Source organism: Flavobacterium plantiphilum (assembly GCF_046000495.1).
GTDB classification, from domain to species: domain Bacteria; phylum Bacteroidota; class Bacteroidia; order Flavobacteriales; family Flavobacteriaceae; genus Flavobacterium; species Flavobacterium plantiphilum.
In genome coordinates this window covers 256,039-274,529 of sequence record NZ_JBELQA010000003.1, presented here as the reverse complement: position 1 = coordinate 274,529, position 18,491 = coordinate 256,039, and the positions used below count along the sequence as shown (strand labels likewise).

At 34.2% G+C, this 18,491-nt stretch carries 14 protein-coding genes and 2 tRNA genes; 10 read left to right on the top strand and 6 right to left on the bottom strand.

The window, feature by feature from the left end:
- Positions 1 to 3 precede the first annotated feature (3 nt).
- The 3 genes from ABS764_RS06590 to ABS764_RS06580 form a co-directional block, all read right to left on the bottom strand.
- Positions 4 to 76, bottom strand: a tRNA-Gly gene (locus ABS764_RS06590).
- 86 nt (positions 77 to 162) lie between these two features.
- Positions 163 to 235, bottom strand: a tRNA-Gly gene (locus ABS764_RS06585).
- Between the two features lie 163 nt (positions 236 to 398).
- Complete coding sequence (locus tag ABS764_RS06580; protein WP_408081005.1) at positions 399 to 1,013, bottom strand: murein L,D-transpeptidase catalytic domain family protein; 615 nt, start codon at positions 1,011 to 1,013, stop codon at positions 399 to 401.
- A gap of 298 nt (positions 1,014 to 1,311) precedes the next feature.
- Here ABS764_RS06580 and ABS764_RS06575 point away from each other — a divergent pair, with 298 nt between their 5' ends.
- Entirely contained in the window at positions 1,312 to 3,708 is a 2,397-nt protein-coding gene (locus tag ABS764_RS06575) for a DUF5916 domain-containing protein (protein WP_408081004.1), read from the top strand.
- Positions 3,709 to 3,849: 141 nt separating this feature from the next.
- A complete protein-coding gene (gpmI, locus tag ABS764_RS06570) occupies positions 3,850 to 5,373 on the top strand; it encodes a 2,3-bisphosphoglycerate-independent phosphoglycerate mutase (RefSeq protein ID WP_408081003.1) in 1,524 nt (507 codons plus the stop codon).
- 56 nt (positions 5,374 to 5,429) lie between these two features.
- On the opposite strand, the gene ABS764_RS06565 is transcribed toward gpmI, so the two are convergent.
- Positions 5,430 to 6,656: a DUF445 domain-containing protein gene (locus ABS764_RS06565; RefSeq protein WP_408081002.1), complete on the bottom strand. Its 1,227-nt coding sequence runs from the start codon at positions 6,654 to 6,656 to the stop codon at positions 5,430 to 5,432.
- Between the two features lie 213 nt (positions 6,657 to 6,869).
- Here ABS764_RS06565 and ABS764_RS06560 point away from each other — a divergent pair, with 213 nt between their 5' ends.
- The 8 genes from ABS764_RS06560 (at position 6,870) to apaG (ending at position 15,385) form a co-directional block, all read left to right on the top strand.
- Positions 6,870 to 7,550 carry a TetR/AcrR family transcriptional regulator gene (locus tag ABS764_RS06560; protein WP_408081001.1) on the top strand — a complete coding sequence of 227 codons (681 nt, stop codon included), beginning with the start codon at positions 6,870 to 6,872 and terminating at the stop codon, positions 7,548 to 7,550.
- Positions 7,551 to 7,558: 8 nt separating this feature from the next.
- Complete coding sequence (locus tag ABS764_RS06555; protein WP_408081000.1) at positions 7,559 to 9,217, top strand: peptidase domain-containing ABC transporter; 1,659 nt, start codon at positions 7,559 to 7,561, stop codon at positions 9,215 to 9,217.
- Positions 9,218 to 9,221: 4 nt separating this feature from the next.
- Entirely contained in the window at positions 9,222 to 10,568 is a 1,347-nt protein-coding gene (locus tag ABS764_RS06550) for an HlyD family secretion protein (protein ID WP_408080999.1), read from the top strand.
- Positions 10,568 to 11,959: a TolC family protein gene (locus tag ABS764_RS06545; RefSeq protein WP_408080998.1), complete on the top strand. Its 1,392-nt coding sequence runs from the start codon at positions 10,568 to 10,570 to the stop codon at positions 11,957 to 11,959. Before ABS764_RS06550 ends, ABS764_RS06545 begins: the two co-directional genes overlap by 1 nt.
- Positions 11,960 to 12,003: 44 nt before the next feature.
- Positions 12,004 to 12,822 carry a type I methionyl aminopeptidase gene (gene map, locus ABS764_RS06540; RefSeq protein WP_408080997.1) on the top strand — a complete coding sequence of 273 codons (819 nt, stop codon included), beginning with the start codon at positions 12,004 to 12,006 and terminating at the stop codon, positions 12,820 to 12,822.
- On the top strand, positions 12,822 to 13,586 hold the full coding sequence (locus ABS764_RS06535; protein WP_408080996.1) for a class I SAM-dependent methyltransferase: 765 nt from the start codon (positions 12,822 to 12,824) through the stop codon (positions 13,584 to 13,586). Before map ends, ABS764_RS06535 begins: the two co-directional genes overlap by 1 nt.
- Before the next feature lie 76 nt (positions 13,587 to 13,662).
- Entirely contained in the window at positions 13,663 to 14,919 is a 1,257-nt protein-coding gene (locus tag ABS764_RS06530) for a type IX secretion system plug protein (RefSeq protein ID WP_408080995.1), read from the top strand.
- 79 nt (positions 14,920 to 14,998) lie between these two features.
- On the top strand, positions 14,999 to 15,385 hold the full coding sequence (gene apaG, locus ABS764_RS06525; protein ID WP_073241343.1) for a Co2+/Mg2+ efflux protein ApaG: 387 nt from the start codon (positions 14,999 to 15,001) through the stop codon (positions 15,383 to 15,385).
- On the opposite strand, the gene pdeM is transcribed toward apaG, so the two are convergent.
- The gene (gene pdeM / locus ABS764_RS06520; protein WP_408080994.1) at positions 15,382 to 16,017 is read right to left on the bottom strand and encodes a ligase-associated DNA damage response endonuclease PdeM; all 636 of its coding nucleotides are present in this window, start codon (positions 16,015 to 16,017) and stop codon (positions 15,382 to 15,384) included. The two genes, apaG and pdeM, sit on opposite strands and share 4 nt — an antisense overlap.
- Before the next feature lie 6 nt (positions 16,018 to 16,023).
- Positions 16,024 to 18,483, bottom strand: coding sequence for a ligase-associated DNA damage response DEXH box helicase (locus ABS764_RS06515; protein WP_408080993.1), 2,460 nt, complete (start codon positions 18,481 to 18,483; stop codon positions 16,024 to 16,026).
- Positions 18,484 to 18,491 lie beyond the last annotated feature (8 nt).

Below are 18,491 nucleotides of genomic sequence, written 5' to 3'. Positions count from 1 at the left end.
AAGAGCGAAAGACGAGGCTCGAACTCGCGACAACCAGCTTGGAAGGCTGGAGCTCTACCAACTGAGCTACTTTCGCATAACGGGTGCAAATATACAAATTATAAAGACACCTCCAAATTTTATTTTAAAAAAACCAAAACTTTTAAGGTTTTGGTTTTTAAGAGCGAAAGACGAGGCTCGAACTCGCGACAACCAGCTTGGAAGGCTGGAGCTCTACCAACTGAGCTACTTTCGCATTAATTATGCTGCAAATATAAAGAATAAGTTAAGTTTAAAACAAATTTTTTGAGCATAATTTTTATTTAAAAACTCATTTAAACCCTAACATTTTTAAAACTAAATTGTTACCTCAGTACTTTTTTTAGTTTTTATATTACGGGCAAAACCATTATCATTATTTAAGACACCAAACGCGATAACTGCTTATACGATTTTGACGGATAGTAAATAAACAAACAGGTTTTATTTTGAATAGTCTCTATCAACTTATTAGTAACTTCTACCGGTACAGCCGGACATCCAAGACTTCTTCCCAACCTTTTATTGTTTTGAATAAAAGAATTCGAAACATAATTAGCTCCGTGAACCACAACCGCACGGTTTCTGGCATTGTCGTTTATACCTTTCTCAATTCCGTCTAACCTTAAGGATTTACCATGTTTACCGTTATATACTTCGGCAGTGAGATAAAAACCTAAACTGCTTTTATAAGATTCTGCTGCATTAGAAAAACTATTGGCATACTCCTGACCTGTATTTCTGCCGTGGGCTACAAGAGAATGCAACAAAATCGTACGGGTATCTAAATCAATCACCCATAGTCTTTTAGTATTTGCTGACAGGCTAAAATCAATCAGCGTAATTATATTCTTAGTAACTTTTCCCTGATCTTTTAGCTTATTAAAACCCACCAAAGCTTCTTTAAAGCTTTCTAAATTAGGCAAGCTAAAATTTGCAGAATTTAAGTCATTATAGATTTCGTCAACATTTGACAATTCTGTATTGACCTTCAATACATTAGTTTTTAAAATTTTGGAATTTGTGTTTGATCTGGAAAAAAACACATTTGTAGACATTAATAAAAAAACAAAAATAAAAGAGATTGTAAGCTTCTTGTAAATCATTGATTATTATTTAATTATACGGAATAAATTGACGCCAAAAGTAAAAAAAATTAACTCTAAAAAAAATCAAAACAGTCACTATAAGAGGATTTTAACTTATTAGTAGCTATTTAAGCACAAAACCAGCTGTTAAAGAATTGTTAATTTAACCTTATTTTATTACTTTTGCCTTACATCTTATCCATACATGAAGCCTTTCCGTTTATTAACATATTGCTTTTTCACGCTGCTAAACCTTAGTATTTATGCTCAAAAGAAAACCATTTTAGCAAAATCCAAAGAAGGGAGCATTGCAATAGACGGAAAACCTGACGAGCAGGACTGGAAAAACAATACTGAAACAGCCTCACAATTTATTATGTTTTTTCCGGATAACGGAAAGCCTATCGAAAAAGAAAAAAAAACAGAGGTAAAAATTCTGTATGACAATGAAGCTATCTATATTTCAGCTATTTTAAATGACAATGAAGCGGATAAAATTCAACGGGAACTAACAGAAAGAGATGTTTTTGGTGTAGCTGATCATTTTGCAGTTTACATTAATGGTTTTAATGACGGACAACAGGATTATCGATTTTATGTAAGTGCTTCCGGAACGCAAATGGACTGCCTGGCTACCGAAAGCAATGAGGATTTTAGCTGGGATGCTATTTGGCAAAGTAATGTAAAAATAACCCCTTCGGGCTGGACAGTGGAAATGAAAATTCCCTATGCCGCTATACGTTTTCCAAAAAACAAAAAACAAAAATGGGGCATTAATTTTATGCGGGAAATTAAGCGAAGAAACCAGAAATTTACCTGGAATCACATTAATACTAAAATTAGTGCCGTCCTGACACAATCGGGAGAAGTGGAAGGAATTGAAAACATACATCCGCCCACCCGCCTTTTTCTGATTCCTTACACATCTGCTTATTACCAGAAAGACAACACGAATAATGACAAAACCTTTAAAGCGGGACTGGATATAAAATACGGAATTAATGATGCTTTTACTTTAGACGCCATTCTGGTTCCGGATTTTGGACAAACTAAATTTGATAATGCTATCCTGAATCTAGAACCATTCGAACAACAACTCAATGAAAACAGGCCTTTTTTTACCGAAGGAACTAACTTATTCAATATAGGAAATCTGTTTTATTCCCGAAGAATTGGCGGAAGTCCAACACAAAATCCATTTTTAAATGAAAATGAAGAAATAACTAATTATCCTGCCAGTGTAGATTTAATAAATGCTGTTAAAATATCCGGAAGAACTAAAAATGGTTTGGGAATTGGTTTTTTAAATGCCGTCACCGAAAAAACATTTGCAACAATAAAAAACACAGCTACTAACAAGTCCAGAAAAGAAGTGATTGAGCCACTGACAAATTACAACATTTTAGTATTCGATCAGCGGTTCAGGAAAAATTCCTCTATTTCACTTATTAATACAAATACTTCCAGAAACGGCAGTTTCAGAGATGGAAATGTTACCGGATTAATATTCGATTTAAACACAAAAGCAAACTCTTATAATCTTTCAGGAGATTTCAAATACAGTACTATTAATGACATTCAGGATTACAACGGTTTTAAAACCTATCTTACATTTGCAAAGACAAGTGGCAAATACAGGTACATTCTAACCGGAAAATACATTTCTGAAGATTATGATGTAAATGACTTAGGAATTATTTTTTACACTAATTATCATAACGCTTACGCCAATGCGAGTTACAGAATACTAAACCCAACCCGATTTTTTAACACCTTTGCTATTGAACAGGAAGTCAATGCAGAGATACAAAATACTACAGGAAAACTACAGGAATTCTGGTACAAAACATTAGTCAAAGCCACAACATTAAACAATCATTATTTTGAAACTGCCGTTTTTATAACTCCATTTGAGAATTTTGATTTCTATGAAGCCAGGCATACAGGCAGCTACGTCTACATACCCAAAAGAATCTACAGTTATATGGGTGTAGAATCTAACAGAAACAATAATTTAACGATTGATGTTACCTTATCAGGAACAAAATATTATGAAAAAGGAAGATTTACTTATGGAATTTATGCCGGACCCAAATACCGTTTTAACGACAAATTCTCTTTATCTTATCATTTAGACTACAATCATGAAGATAATGATATTGGCTGGGTAGCTACAGATGGTTCAAATATTATTCTGGCCAGAAGAAATACAGAAACACTTCAAAATGATTTTGGCGGAAAGTATTCCATCAACAACAAAATGACTATCAACCTCATTGCGCGCTATTACTGGTCTTATTCTGACAATAAAGAGTTCTTCAGTTTACAAAAAAACGGTTATTTAGCACCAAATAATGGCTTTGACAGTAATAAAAACAGGAATTTTAATTCTTGGAACATCGATTTATCTTATTCCTGGTGGTTTGCTCCTGGAAGTCAGTTGACGGTATTGTACAGGAACTATGCGCAGGAAGAAACAAATACTGTGGAAAGAAATTTAAACAGAAACATTAAAACCATTTTTAATGCTAATATGACAAATATTTTTTCAGTAAGCCTGCGTTACTTTTTGGATTACAATAGTATAAAAAACAAATTCTAGCATACATTTATTTCAACAAAGAAAGCGTTTCACAACAAAATCTTCATTTTTATCGTTGCATAATTTATAAACAGATAATAGTCGTTTAATTCGTAGAGAAGATTTTAGAAAAAATTTATCTTTGTTGAAAATTAAAAACTAATGAGCAAAAAAGTAATCTTAATGATTTTAGATGGTTGGGGAAAATCACCTGACCCTAAAGTATCTGCAATTGATAATGCAAATGTTCCTTTTATAAACAATCTTTATAAAAAATATCCCAGCGCACAACTTAGAACTGATGGTTTACATGTAGGTTTACCGGAAGGACAAATGGGAAACAGCGAGGTAGGACACATGAATCTTGGTGCCGGAAGGATTGTTTATCAGGATTTAGCTAAAATTAATTTGGCCGTAGCCAATAAAACTCTGGCTCAGGAACAGGTATTAAAAGATGCTTTTCAATACGCAAAAGATAACAATAAAAAAGTTCATTTCTTAGGATTAGTTTCCGATGGAGGTGTTCACTCACATACTTCTCACTTACGTGGATTAATAGACGCTAGTCAGGATTACGGATTAAATCAGGTGTATGTTCACGCTTTTACTGACGGAAGAGACGTGGATCCTAAATCAGGAAAACAATATATTCAGGATTTAGAAAATTATATTGCTGATACACCTGTAAAAATTGCCTCAGTGATTGGTCGTTATTATGCAATGGATCGTGATAAACGCTGGGAAAGAGTAAAACTTGCCTATGATCTGGTTGTAAATGGTGAAGGTGCAAGAGCAATTGACCCTGTAGCTGCAATTTCGGCAAGCTACCAAAACGATATAACTGATGAATTTATCAAACCTGTTGTTATTGTTAACGAAAAAGATCAGGCGTTAGCAACCATTCAGGAAGATGACGTGGTGATATTCTTTAATTTCAGGACAGACAGAGGCCGCGAATTGACCGAAGCGCTGTCGCAACAGGATTTCCACGAACAAAACATGCATAAATTGAATTTGTACTATGTTACATTAACCAATTATGATGAAACGTATCAAAATGTCAAAGTAGTTTACAATAAAGATAATATCACGGAAACATTAGGTGAGGTTTTAGAAAAAGCGGGTAAAAAACAAATTCGTATTGCTGAGACAGAAAAATATCCACACGTAACTTTCTTTTTCTCCGGAGGAAGAGAAACTCCTTTTATAGGAGAATCCCGCATCCTTAGAAATTCACCTAAAGTTGCCACTTATGATTTGAAACCGGAAATGAGTGCTTATGAATTAGCCGATGCACTTTGTCCTGAACTGGAGAAAGGAGAGGTAGATTTTGTTTGTCTTAATTTTGCCAATGGAGACATGGTAGGACATACCGGAATTATGGAAGCAGCAATTCAAGCCTGCGAAGCCGTAGATAAATGTGTCGAAAAAGTTATCACTACTGCCCTTGCAAATGGATACTCTACACTTGTAATTGCTGACCACGGTAACTGTGAAACCATGATTAATCCTGACGGAAGTCCTAATACAGCACACACAACTAATCCTGTACCTTTTATATTAGTTGATAATGACCAAATTAAGGTTCATGACGGAGTATTAGGTGATATTGCACCAACCATTTTAGACTTAATGAAAGTAGTACAACCTGCTGTTATGTCCAGTCATTCTTTATTGGTGAAATAATTTCAGTAAAATAATTCAAAAAAAAGCTGTTTCAAAAATCTGAAACAGCTTTTTTGTTATAGTAATTGCTCCGCAAAATAAATTATAAGACCTACAATCCCACCTACAACGGTTCCGTTTATCCGGATAAACTGAAGGTCTTTTCCAACCTCTAACTCTAATTTATCAGCTATTTCTTTTTTATCCCAGCTTTGTACAGAAGTTGCAATTAAATCTCCAATAGCTTTTTTATTTCGAATCAAAACACACAACAAATCAATCTTTATAAAGTTATTAATCTTAGTAGTCATCACTACATCATTTTGAATATTCGAACCAAAATTCCGAATCATACTGGTTAAATTTAATTTAATTTCAGAACCCTCTCCTTTCTCTAAATCAGTAAGAACAGTATTTTTTAATTCCTGCCAAATCGAACCTATGTATTCCTGAACTTCATCCTTCTGAGTAAATTCAAGAATTACAGTAGTGATTTTTTGCTGCATTTCTGGAGATTTTTTTAACTCTTCAATAAAATTAAGAACATACAAATTAATTTTTTTCCGAATAGAACTTTCCGGTTGTTTTGCCATATCGAGAAATTCATAAAGTCCTTTAAAAACGCCATCGGCAATTTTTTTATCAGCAACACCCAGCGTATACCAGGGCGTAGCATTTTTAACTTTTTCCCGGATTTCCATTCTGTTTGCTTCTAATTCCGCTGACAGAATACTAAGTACATTGCTTATCAATTGGGCTTGTTTATCATCTTTTGACAAAGATTCCAAACCTATTGCAATCCACTCACCAAAATTCAATTGCTTCAATTTAATGTGAAATTGTTGCTGAATGAACTCTTTTACATTTGTATCATCTATTGTTTTTAAAACTCCGGGAATCACATTCTCTACGACTAATGAGGAAATAATGGCAGCGTTTTTCTCCTCTTTCAACCAATTAGTTGCTTTTGCTGCAAAATCAAATTCGTCCAGTTTAACTTCGAGTTTTTCCTTAATTAAAAATTCGTCTGAAACAAAAGTCCCCAAGTTCCGCCCTATAGCATCTTTATTATCAGGTATTAAAGCAGTATGCGGAATCGGAATTCCTAAAGGGTGTTTAAACAAAGCCACAACAGCAAACCAGTCGGCAATTCCGCCCACCATTGCTGCTTCACTAAAAGCTTTTAACCAGCCTATTTTATAATAAAATCCTAAGAAAAAACAAATCACAGCTGCCCCCAGAACACAAAGAGCAATACTCTTCATTTTAATTAAATCTTCTTTCTTAATATGATTGTTATCCATTCTATTTTAATTTTTTACAATCTCTAATTTACTAATTTCTTTCCAGACACTTTTCTTTTTCAAATCAAATTATCAATCATTGAGTTACAAAAACGCTATGAAATTTTTCCAACATTAGAATAACATTAGAATTAGCTGCTTTTTGATATAATTAAATGTTAAAATCCCAAAATTAAAAGTAACACTATTAAATTTGTATAAAAAAAATTGTCAATGAATAATCTGTTGGATAATTTCAAAATAATAGTTAACGAAAAACTATACCTTAAAGACCCTGAAACTTCCGAGTTGGGAAAGAAAATAATCCAAAACAGCATCTTATTGATTGATGAAATTGGATTAGAACACTTTACTTTTAAAAAACTTGGAGAAAGAATCAGGTCTAATGAAAGTTCTGTTTACCGTTATTTTGAAAACAAACACAAACTGGCTATTTATTTATCCGCATGGTATTGGGGATGGATGGAATACAAACTTATCTTTGCTACCAACAACATCCGGAACCCAGATGAAAAATTAGCTAAAGCTATCACCGTAATAACAGAAAAAATTGAAGATGACGATAGTACCAAACATATTAACGAATCTGTTTTAAATAAAATTATCATAGCTGAATTCAATAAAACACTTTATACTAAAGATGTCGATGAAGAAAATAAAGACGGCTATTTTTTTGTTTATAAAAAAATAATCAATCAGTTAGCCAGCATTATTCAGGAAGCTAATCCTGATTATCCTTACCCAAAAAGTCTGGCATCAACAATAGTAGAAGGAAGCTTACACCAGCATTTTCTGAATGATCATTTAAACACTATAACAGACTGTAATGAATCAACAAGCGTAACTTCATTTTACTTTGATCTGGCAAACCGAATATTAAAAAATAAAATATAATTCCTATTATGACACCATTAAAACGATTTTACAATTTACTTCAATTGGATAAAAAAGATGTAGCACAGATTTTTTTCTATGCCATCTTTGCCGGATTAATCAGTTTGTCTTTGCCTTTAGGTATTCAGGCAATTATTAATTTTATACAATCGGGGCATGCCAGTGTTTCCTGGATAGTTTTAATCATTATAGTAATTATTGGGGTCGCGCTTGTAGGGATTTTATCCTTAATGCAGCTTCGTATTACTGAAAATCTACAACAGAAAATATTTATCCGGGCATCGTTTGAATTTGCAAGCAGATTGCCTAAAATAAAATTTGAAGCACTTTACAATTCTTATCCGCCGGAAATTGCCAATCGATTTTTTGATACATTAACCATTCAGAAAGGAACTTCTAAATTGTTAATTGACTTTTCAGCTGCTTTACTGCAAATCGCTTTTGGTCTTATCCTCTTATCTTTATACCATCCGTTTTTCATTATTTTTGGAATCCTGTTGTTCTTTTTATTGTATTTTATATTTAAATTTTCTTATAAATCAGGAATGGAAACAAGCTTGAAAGAATCAAAGTTCAAATATAAAGTTGCAGGCTGGTTACAGGAAATTGCCCGTAATAATTTTAGTTTCAGAAATGACCTGAATTACAACTATGCGCTACAAAAAAATGATTCTATTGTTTCTCATTATATTGACTACCGTGAAAAACATTTTGATGTTATTAAAAAACAATTTATCCAGTTAATTGGCTTTAAAGTTCTGATTACAGCAACTTTACTATCTGTTGGAGGTTATTTAGTACTATCTCAACAAATGAATATTGGCCAGTTTGTTGCTGCCGAAATCATTATTTTATTAGTGATAAATTCTGTAGAAAAAATCATTCTGGGATTAGAAACTTTCTATGATGTATTAACTGCTGTCGAAAAAATAGGTCAGGTTGCCGATATGGAGCTTGAAGAAGAAACAACCGATACGTTTGACAACTGTTATACTAATATCAGTTTAGAAACTGAAAATCTGATGTTTAGATTTCCGGATTCAAAACAAAAAACCCTGAGCATGATTAATTTAAAAATTGATCAGGGTGAACGCATATTTCTGGACGGAAAAAACGGCTCGGGAAAAACCACATTAATTCGTGTGTTATCCGGATTGTTGCAACATAGTGCCGGTTCTTTTTACATAAACGATGATACATTTAAGAAAATCAACCTCAAACAATATCGTTCACAGATAGGATCCATCATTTATGGAGAAACCCCTTTTGAAGGAAGTATTTTAGATAACATTACCTTTAACAACAAATCTGTAAGTCAGGAAAATTTAAAATGGGCTATTTCTGGATTACAACTTAATAGTTTGATTAAATCATTGCCGGAAGGACTGGAAACCATTATTTTTCCTGAAGCGAGACAACTGACCTCGTCTAATGTACAAAAGATTTTATTAGCCAGAAGTATCATCAACAAGCCTAAAATCCTTTTTTATGAAGATCCAACTGATACTATGGATGAAAATGTTGCAAATGAAATTATTGATTTTTTAACCGCAAAAGAGCATAACTGGACAATAATTGTTTCTTCTAAAAATCCATATTGGAAAACAAAGAGCAATCGCATCATTACAATGGAAGACGGTAAAATAATGGCAGACTTAAAAAAATAAAAAAATGCTGAATATTTCAAATAACAACAAGCCTAAACAATCCTTAGCGCAGTTTAAAACGGTTAGAACGCTTGAAAGCAAAGTGCATTATAAAATTCTGAATAAGATTATCGTTGGTATTTCGATAATTGGAATTGCAATGTTGTTTTTACCCTGGACCCAAAACATTTCGGGATCTGGTGCGGTAACAACATTAAAACCCAATCAACGTCCGCAGTCTATACAAAGCGTTATTTCCGGACGTATTGAAAAATGGTATGTGCAAGAAGGAGATTTTGTTCGAAAAGGAGATACAATCTTATTTATCTCAGAGATAAAAGAAGATTACATGGATCCTAATTTAGTTCAAAACACTAAAAACCAGGTAGAAGCTAAAAAAAGTGCTGTTAACTCTTATGAATCTAAAGTAGTCAGCTTAGAGAATCAGTTAACAGCAATTGAAGCTGAAAAAAATCTGAAACTGGAGCAGGCACACAATAAAATCAAACAGGCACATCTTAAAATTAAAAGTGACAGCATTGATTTAGTTGCCGCACATACACAGCTTAAAATTGCTACCACCCAATTCAATCGTGCTATAAAACTAAATAGTGAAGGATTAAAACCCTTGACTGATGTAGAAGAAAAAAAACTGAAACTTCAGGAAACAGAAGCTAAAATCATTAATCAGGAAAATAAACTATTAACCAGTAAAAATGATTTAATTAATGCAAAAGTTGAAATAAGCAGAATCAAAGCAGAATATTCTGAGAAGGTTTCTAAATCTCAAAGTGATAAATTTACTGCTTTGAGTAATCAATATGATGCAAAAGCTCAGGTAAACAAATTGGAAAACCAACATGCTAATTACAGCATCCGTAACAAAATGTATTATATCCGGGCAGCTCAAAGTGGTTATATCAACAGAGCGTTACAATCAGGAATAGGCGAAACTGTTAAAGAAGGAACTGCTATAGCAACCATTATGCCTGCCGCTTATGAAATTGCTGTTGAAACGTATGTAGACCCTATAGATCTTCCTTTAATTCATAAAGGTGAAAAAGTGCGGGTTTGGTTTGATGGATGGCCGACTATTGTCTTTACCGGATGGCCTGATATTTCTTATGGTACTTTTGGAGGAACAATTGTGGCCATAGAAAATTTCATCAGTCCTAACGGAAAATACAGAGTCCTGATTGCTCCTGACAAAGAAGAAGCCAAATGGCCTAAAGAATTAAGTATTGGCTCTGGCGCTCAAACGCTGGCTTTATTAGATACAGTTCCTATCTGGTTCGAAATCTGGCGAATTTTAAATGGATTCCCGCCTAATTATTATAAACAAGAAACACCAACAAACAAAGAAAAGAAATAATGAAAAAACTTTTCTACATATTCGTATTTTTCCCTTTAACATCGCTTATTGCACAGGACTCAGTTCCTAAAGAACTGAGTTATAATGAATTTCTGGGGTATGTAAAAAAATACCATCCTCTGGTCAAAAATGCCCGGCTGACACTCAACAAAGCGCAAGCCGACTTGATGATGGCAAGAGGAGCTTTTGATCCAAAAATCGAGGTAGATTATGCTAAAAAACAGTTTAAAGACAAAGAATATTACTCCCTTCTGAACAGCAGTTTTAAAATTCCAACTTGGTATGGAATTGAAATCAAAGCGGGATTTGAAAACAACGAAGGTTATTATTTAAATCCGGAACATACAACTCCTGTAGATGGATTAGCTTCTCTGGGAATAAGTATTCCTGTGGGACAAGGTTTGTGGATTAACAAAAGAATGGCTGACTTAAGTAAGGCAAAGACTCAAATAAGATTAAGCGAGGCAGAGGTCAAACTACAGGCCATTGCTGTGTTATATGATGCTTCATTAGCTTATTTTAACTGGAAAAAAAACTATGAAGAAGTACAATTATATCAAAATTATATTCAGAACGCAAAATCAAGGTATAAAGGAATTCAGGCCTTAATTGAACAGGGAGACAAACCTGCAATTGATAGTATTGAAGCGGGAATTACCGTTAAAAACAGGCTTTTAAGTCTGGAAGATTCCAATCTGAAACTGGCTAAAGCTAAACTGGAATTATCCAATTATCTGTGGCTGGATAATGCTGTTCCTATGGAAATTTCAGATGAATTAATCCCTGAAACGCAACTGGAAAGTACAATTCAGGAAACTCTAAAAACCAACAGTTTACTTACAGAGTCAAATACATTAGATAATCATCCAAAAATCAATGCCCTACAAAGTAAAATTGACATTTTAAATATAGAGCGCAAATTAAATGCTAATGATTTACTGCCTAAAATCAATTTAGGCTATTCTTATCTGTCTGATGCTAATTATCTTAAAGATTTTGACAGAGAAAATTACAAAGTAGGTGTTGATTTTTCTTTTCCTTTATTTTTAAGAAAAGAACGCGGTAAATTAAAATTAACCAAATATAAAATTCAGGAAGCTGAATATATTATAGATGTGGAAAGACAACAACTTTCAAATAAAATTCAGGCACAAAAAACAGAAATTCAATCGCTTAACAGACAATTGGAAATTATCAAAAGATTAGCTCAGGATAATAAAACCATGCTGGACTCAGAGGAACGGTTGTTTACTTTTGGGGAAAGTTCCTTGTTTTTAATCAACACCCGCGAAAATAATCTGGTTAGTGCTAAACTCGCTCAGATAAGTTTATCCAACCGGTTTTATATTTCAAACTCCGAACTTTTTAAAATTATGGCGAATCCGGATTAAATAATTTTTAAAATTGTACTTTTGCGGACTGAAAATCCGAAATTATGATTATAGTAAAATCACGTGAAGAAATAGAATTAATGCGCGAAAGTGCCTTAATCGTATCAAAAACATTAGGAATGCTGGCTTCTGAAGTAAAAGAAGGGGTAACTACTCTGCATCTTGACAAACTGGCTGAAGAATTCATTCGTGACCACGGAGCTGTGCCTAGTTTTCTGGGGTTGTACGGTTTTCCAAACTCGCTTTGCATGAGTCCAAATGCTCAGGTAGTACACGGAATTCCTAACAATACTCCTCTGGTAAGCGGTGATATTATTTCTATTGATTGTGGTGCCTATAAAAATGGTTTTCACGGTGATCATGCCTACACTTTTGAAGTGGGTGAAGTAGCTCCGGAAACTAAAAAATTATTGCAGGTAACTAAGGAGTCCCTGTATGTGGGAATCCGTGAGTTTAAAGCCGGAAACCGTGTTGAAGATGTGGGAAATGCAATCCAGAAATACACTGAAGGCCACGGCTACGGAGTAGTTCGTGAATTAGTAGGCCACGGTCTTGGACAAAAAATGCACGAAGATCCGGAAATGCCGAATTATGGTAAAAAAGGACGCGGAAAACTTTTTGTAGAAGGAATGGTAGTTGCACTGGAACCGATGATTAATCAGGGAACACGTAACATCAAACAACTAAAAGACGGCTGGACAATTCTTACTGCCGATGGAAAACCTTCGGCTCATTTTGAACATGACGTCGCTTTGATAGATGGAAAACCGGAATTGCTTTCTACATTTGCATATATTTATAAAGCTTTAGGAATTGAAAGCAATGAAGAAGATGAGTTTAGAAAAATTCCATTGGTATTATAATGAAAAAACTTTTCAAACTCGTCCTTAATACCATTCCCCGTCCATTATTAATTCGCCTGAGTTATGTGGCCCGTCCTGTTATTGCTTATTCGTTAAAAGGAAATAATTTTACAGATCCTATTGACGGAAAAAGTTTCAAATCGATGTTGCCTTACGGTTATGAAAAACAACGCAATAATGTTCTTTCACCGAGCACACTTTCACTGGAAAGACATCGTTTGCTTTGGTTGTATCTGAATGAACAAACTGATTTTTTTACAGCTCCTAAAAAAGTACTCCACTTTGCACCGGAACAGGCTTTTTATAAACGATTTCGAAACCAGAAAAACCTGGATTATACTACAACTGATTTATTTTCACCTCTGGCAGATGTAAAAGCTGACATTTGCAATCTACCATTTGAAGACAATCAATATGATGTAATCCTTTGCAATCATGTTTTAGAACATATTCCTGATGACACTAAAGCCATGCAGGAATTGTATCGGGTTTTAAAACCAGGCGGAATGGCTATTTTACAAATCCCGCAAGATTTAAATCGTGAAGTTACATTTGCTGACGACTCAATTACCGATCAAAAAGAACGTGCTAAAATTTTTGGTCAATACGATCATGTACGCATTTATGGCAGGGATTATTTTGACAAATTGAGAAGTATTGGTTTTACTGTTATTGAAGAAGATTATACCAGTAAAATCAGTTCTGAATTAGTAGAAAAATATTGTCTGGCTAAAGGAGAAATAATACCTGTTTGTTTCAAATAAAACTATAAAAGACTACTCCGCTTAGATAATAAATTATGGCTTAATTTGTTATATTTACACCATAGCAATTAAAATTATGTCTAAATCTTTTATTTTAGGAACTTTTTTTATTTTCCTTTTTACTTTAGCTACGGCTCAGGTTCAAAAAGAAATGACTCCGCCATATAATATTAAAACCGTTACTTTTGTAAAGAACAATGAGAATGTAGTTCCGGTTTTTGAATTAGGTAGTTCATTCGAATTTCAATTTGATGATCTTTTTGGTAATGAAGCTAACTATTATTATGAAATCATTCATTGTGACTACAATTGGATTCCTTCCAACATTCCTAAAAACGAATACTTACGGGGATTTGACAACCAAAGAATTCAAAATTATTCCAATTCTTTTAATACCTTACAACTTTATTCACATTACAATTTAAGCATCCCTAATCAGTTTACGCTACAATTGCGTTTAAGCGGAAATTATATTCTTAAAATTCTAAATGATGACAAAGAAGTTATTTTCTCCAGAAAATTCAGGATTTATGAAGATATTGCATCAGTCCCTTTACAAATAAAAAGAGCCCGGAACATTAGTGTTGTCGAATACAAGCACAATTTAGATTTTGCCATAAAATCACAAAATCTTATTTTTCAAAATCCTCTGAAAAATATAAACGTAGTTTTAATTCAAAATGGAAATTTCAATACTGAAATAAAAAACATCAAACCGCAATATACTATTGGAAATGATTTAATATACAAATATGATATTGAAACCCAGTTTTGGGCAGGAAACGAATTCTTGTATTTTGAAAATAAAGATATTAGAGTGGCTAACAATAATGTGGCCCGGGTAGATGCCAGTACTGATATTTACAATTGCTTACTTTATACTAATAATGCCCGAAGAAATTTCCCTTACACCTTATTCCAGGATATCAATGGAAATTTTGTGATAAAAAACACAAATGCAACAAACAATGATATTGAAGCTGATTATGCCTGGGTTTATTTTAGTCTTTCAGCACCTGCATACAGACTGGACAAAGGAATTTATGTGAGCGGAATGTTTAATAACTATAGTTTATCGCCAGAAAATAAGATGGATTATAATGAGAAAAAGGGAATTTATGAAAAAGCAATTCTGATTAAACAAGGGTTTACAAACTATAATTATGTAATTGCAGACAATAAAGGTGTCATTGATAATGAAAATGCGATAGACGGAAATTTCTATCAAACAGAGAATGAATACACTGTTTTAGTATACTACAAAGAGAATACCGGGCGGTATGACAGAATCATCGGCAAGGGTACTGCTAACTCCCTGAACATCATTAATTAAAAAAAGTTTTAAAAATGAGGAATACGAAATGAAAATTTTGTAATTTTGTCCTTATTAAACATAGATTTAATATTTTACTATGGTTTCTCAGATAACAAGAGGCATAAAAATAACCGTTTTGACTAGTTTTGAAGGCACTTACTTCAAAAACTACAAGATTCATTTTGCCTTTAGTTACCATATCACGATTGAAAACCACAGTAAAGATTCTGTACAACTTACCTCCCGTCATTGGGAAATTTTTGATTCTCTGAACAATATTGAAGTGGTAGATGGTGAAGGAATCATTGGTAAAAAACCTGTTTTAAAACCGGGTGAAAATCATACTTACAGTTCAGGTTGTTTACTTTCCTCTCCTTATGGAGCTATGAAAGGACATTTCAACATGATAAATTTTACCAATACCAAAACTTTTAAGGTAATCATCCCTACTTTCAGACTGTGCGCTCCATTTGCGCTTAATTAATTACTGCTTACTTCAATTACCTCATCTTTTGTTATTGCATAAACAATATCATTTTCTGTGGGCATTAAATAACAATTCCCTGTAAATTCTCCAAATGCCGGAAAGATTAGTTGCTTCTGTTTTCTAAAAAAACAAGATACATTTAAAAATTGCCTGCCCAAACCTCTTAATTTAACTCCCGGATGGATGTGCCCGCAAAAATTAAAAAACGCTTCACTTTCTGTAGGATGGTGTGTTAACAGAAAATCATCAATTACCAACTCATTATAAATTTCGATATCCAAATCAGAATAATGATGCTTGCCTATGATATCATGATTACCCTCAATCAGGATGACTCGTTGAGAGAGCTTTTTTTTCCAAGCTGCAAATAACGCCCATTCATTGTTGATTTTGCTATGAAATAAATCACCCAGAAAAACGATTATTTGGATATCAAACAATGCTAAGACAGAATTTAAACGTGTGAAATTTTCCTGACTTGCATCTTTAGGAATCCCAATTCCGTATTTTCTAAAGTGTGCTACTTTGCCAAAATGCACATCTGAAATCAAAAGTATTTTTTTCTCTTTCCAAAAAACAGCACCTGATGGATGCAAAATAAATTCCTGATTATTAATTATTATCTTCATAAACAATTATTTCATATAACTGGCTGTCATTTTTTTAATTCTTTCCAGTAGCGTTTCGCTGGATAATTTTTCCCGTAGCCGGTCTGTAATTATCGGAAAGCTAAAGGGTGTTGGCTTTTTACATTGTTTCCATACAATCTTTTGCTGGTTGATTCTTTCTAAAGCCTGGATCAAACGCCCTTCTTCCAGCTGATGTTCAAAAGTTTCGGTAAAAGCCTGCTGAAGCAACAAATTATCCGGTTCATAATCCCGGAACACTTCAAACAATAACTGCGAACCACTTTGTAAATGTTTGGTTTTAACTGGTCTTCCGGGCATTCCGGTAAAAACTAATCCGGCAATTACTGCAATATCTCTGAATTTTCTTCTTGCCATTTCGGTTGAATTCAGACTTTTTTGTAAATCCTGATGCACATATGCTGTGGAAAATAAATTATTATCAAAAACTGCTTCCATATCAATTTCCTGATCCGATAACAATTCGAAACCATAATCATTATATGCTAAAGAGAAGGTTATGGAAAACAACAGACTAATCCGGTATGCCAGCATACTCGCCAAAGCTTCATGCACAAATCTTCCTTCAAAAGGGTAAAACACGGCATGAAATCCTTCTCTGGTTTTAAACGTTTCTATTAAAAATTCATCGGCATCAGGAACAATACTTTCCTTACGTTGCCTTTCAAAAATGGGTTTTAAAGCTTTGAGTTCCGGCGTGAGTTTAGCGGTATTGGCAGCATATAATTCCTCCCGCAATAATTCACTCATTTGTACTGACAACGCCATTCTTCCTCCCATCCAGCTAACCGTTCGTGATGCCTTTTTAAGATCTGCTTTTCGTACCAGTACCTGCATATTTTTAATTCGGAATAATTCCAGTTTTTTTCCGGCAAAAGTAAAAACATCTCCCGGTTGCAATTTAGACGCAAACCATTCTTCAATAGAACCAATGTAACCACCGCTCAGAAACTTCACATGCAATGCCGAATCTCCCACAATTGTTCCAATTTGCATCCGATGGTGCATAGCAATAAACCGGTTATTGATTTTGAAACGTCCATCTTCTTCAATCTCTACCTTTTTAAATTCATCATAAATATGAAGACTCTGACTTCCATTGGTAATAAAATTCAGTATCCAGTTCCAGTTTTCTTTGGTAATATTCTGATAACAAAAAGTCTTTTTTACTTCTTCAAAAATAATGTCCGGAAAAAAACCATCCGAAACCGCTAAGGTATTCAGGTATTGCACCAGTACATCCCAACTATTTAAATATGGAATTCTCTCTTCTACAATAGTTTTATCCACTGCTTTTTTCAGAGCCGAAGCTTCAATTAATTCGATAGCATGGGTAGCAAGAAAATAGATTACACTTTCTTTTCCGGGCTGGTGTCCGCTTCGTCCTGCTCTTTGCAAAAAACGCGCCACTCCTTTTGGCCCTCCTATCTGAATAATTGTTTCAACAGGCGCAAAATCGACCCCTAAATCCAGACTCGAAGTACAAACCACAACTTTTAGTTCTTCATTTCTAATCGCATTTTCGACCCACAAGCGGGTTTCTCTGCTGATACTTCCGTGATGCATGGCCATTTCGCCGGCAAATTCCGGATATTTTTCCAGAATAGCCTGAAACCATATTTCACAGGCAGAACGCACATTAGTAAAAATTAAAGTCGTTTTGCTATTTCTGATGATCTTCGCCACCTCATCAATCAAATGTAGCCCCATGTGTCCGCGCCACGGATAACTGTCCATTTTTTCAGGTAATATCGAAAGCACTTTTATTTTTTTGTTAATATGAGCCTTTATCAAAACCGAATTCTGATACGCTTTTGAATCAGGCCCCAATAACACCTGTTGCGCTAATTCCAGATTCCCTATGGTTGCAGAAATTCCCCAGATTCGCATTCCGGCTGCAACCGTTTTTAGACGGGACAACGCCAATTCCATTTGAACACCGCGTTTTGTTCCTAACAATTCATGCCATTCATCAACTACAATAGCAGAACAATTGGCAAAAGTTCTGGAAAATTCTTTGGATGCCAAAAGCAATTGCAAACTTTCGGGCGTTGTAATTAACAAATCGGGCATTTTTTTACTTTGCTTTGTTCTTTCGCTTTGCGAAGTATCTCCGGATCGAATCCCAACTGTCAGTGGCAAATCCAAATCTTCAACAATGCGGTCAGCAGCTTGTTTAATTTCAACAGAAAGTGCCCGTAATGGCGTAATCCAAACAGCTTTTAATCCGGGTTTGTGCCTGGTTTTATAATTGGGATTCTTTTTTATGTAATCCAGAACTATCGGAAACCATAAGGCATAGGTTTTTCCGCTTCCTGTAGGAGCGTTCAGTAAACCATTTTTTCCCTGTAAAAAGGCAGTCCAGGTTTGAGTCTGAAAAGGAAAAGCCTTCCAACCCTGTTTTTTAAACCAATTCTCTGCAATAATATATAGTTCTTCTCTGTTCATGAGGAAGT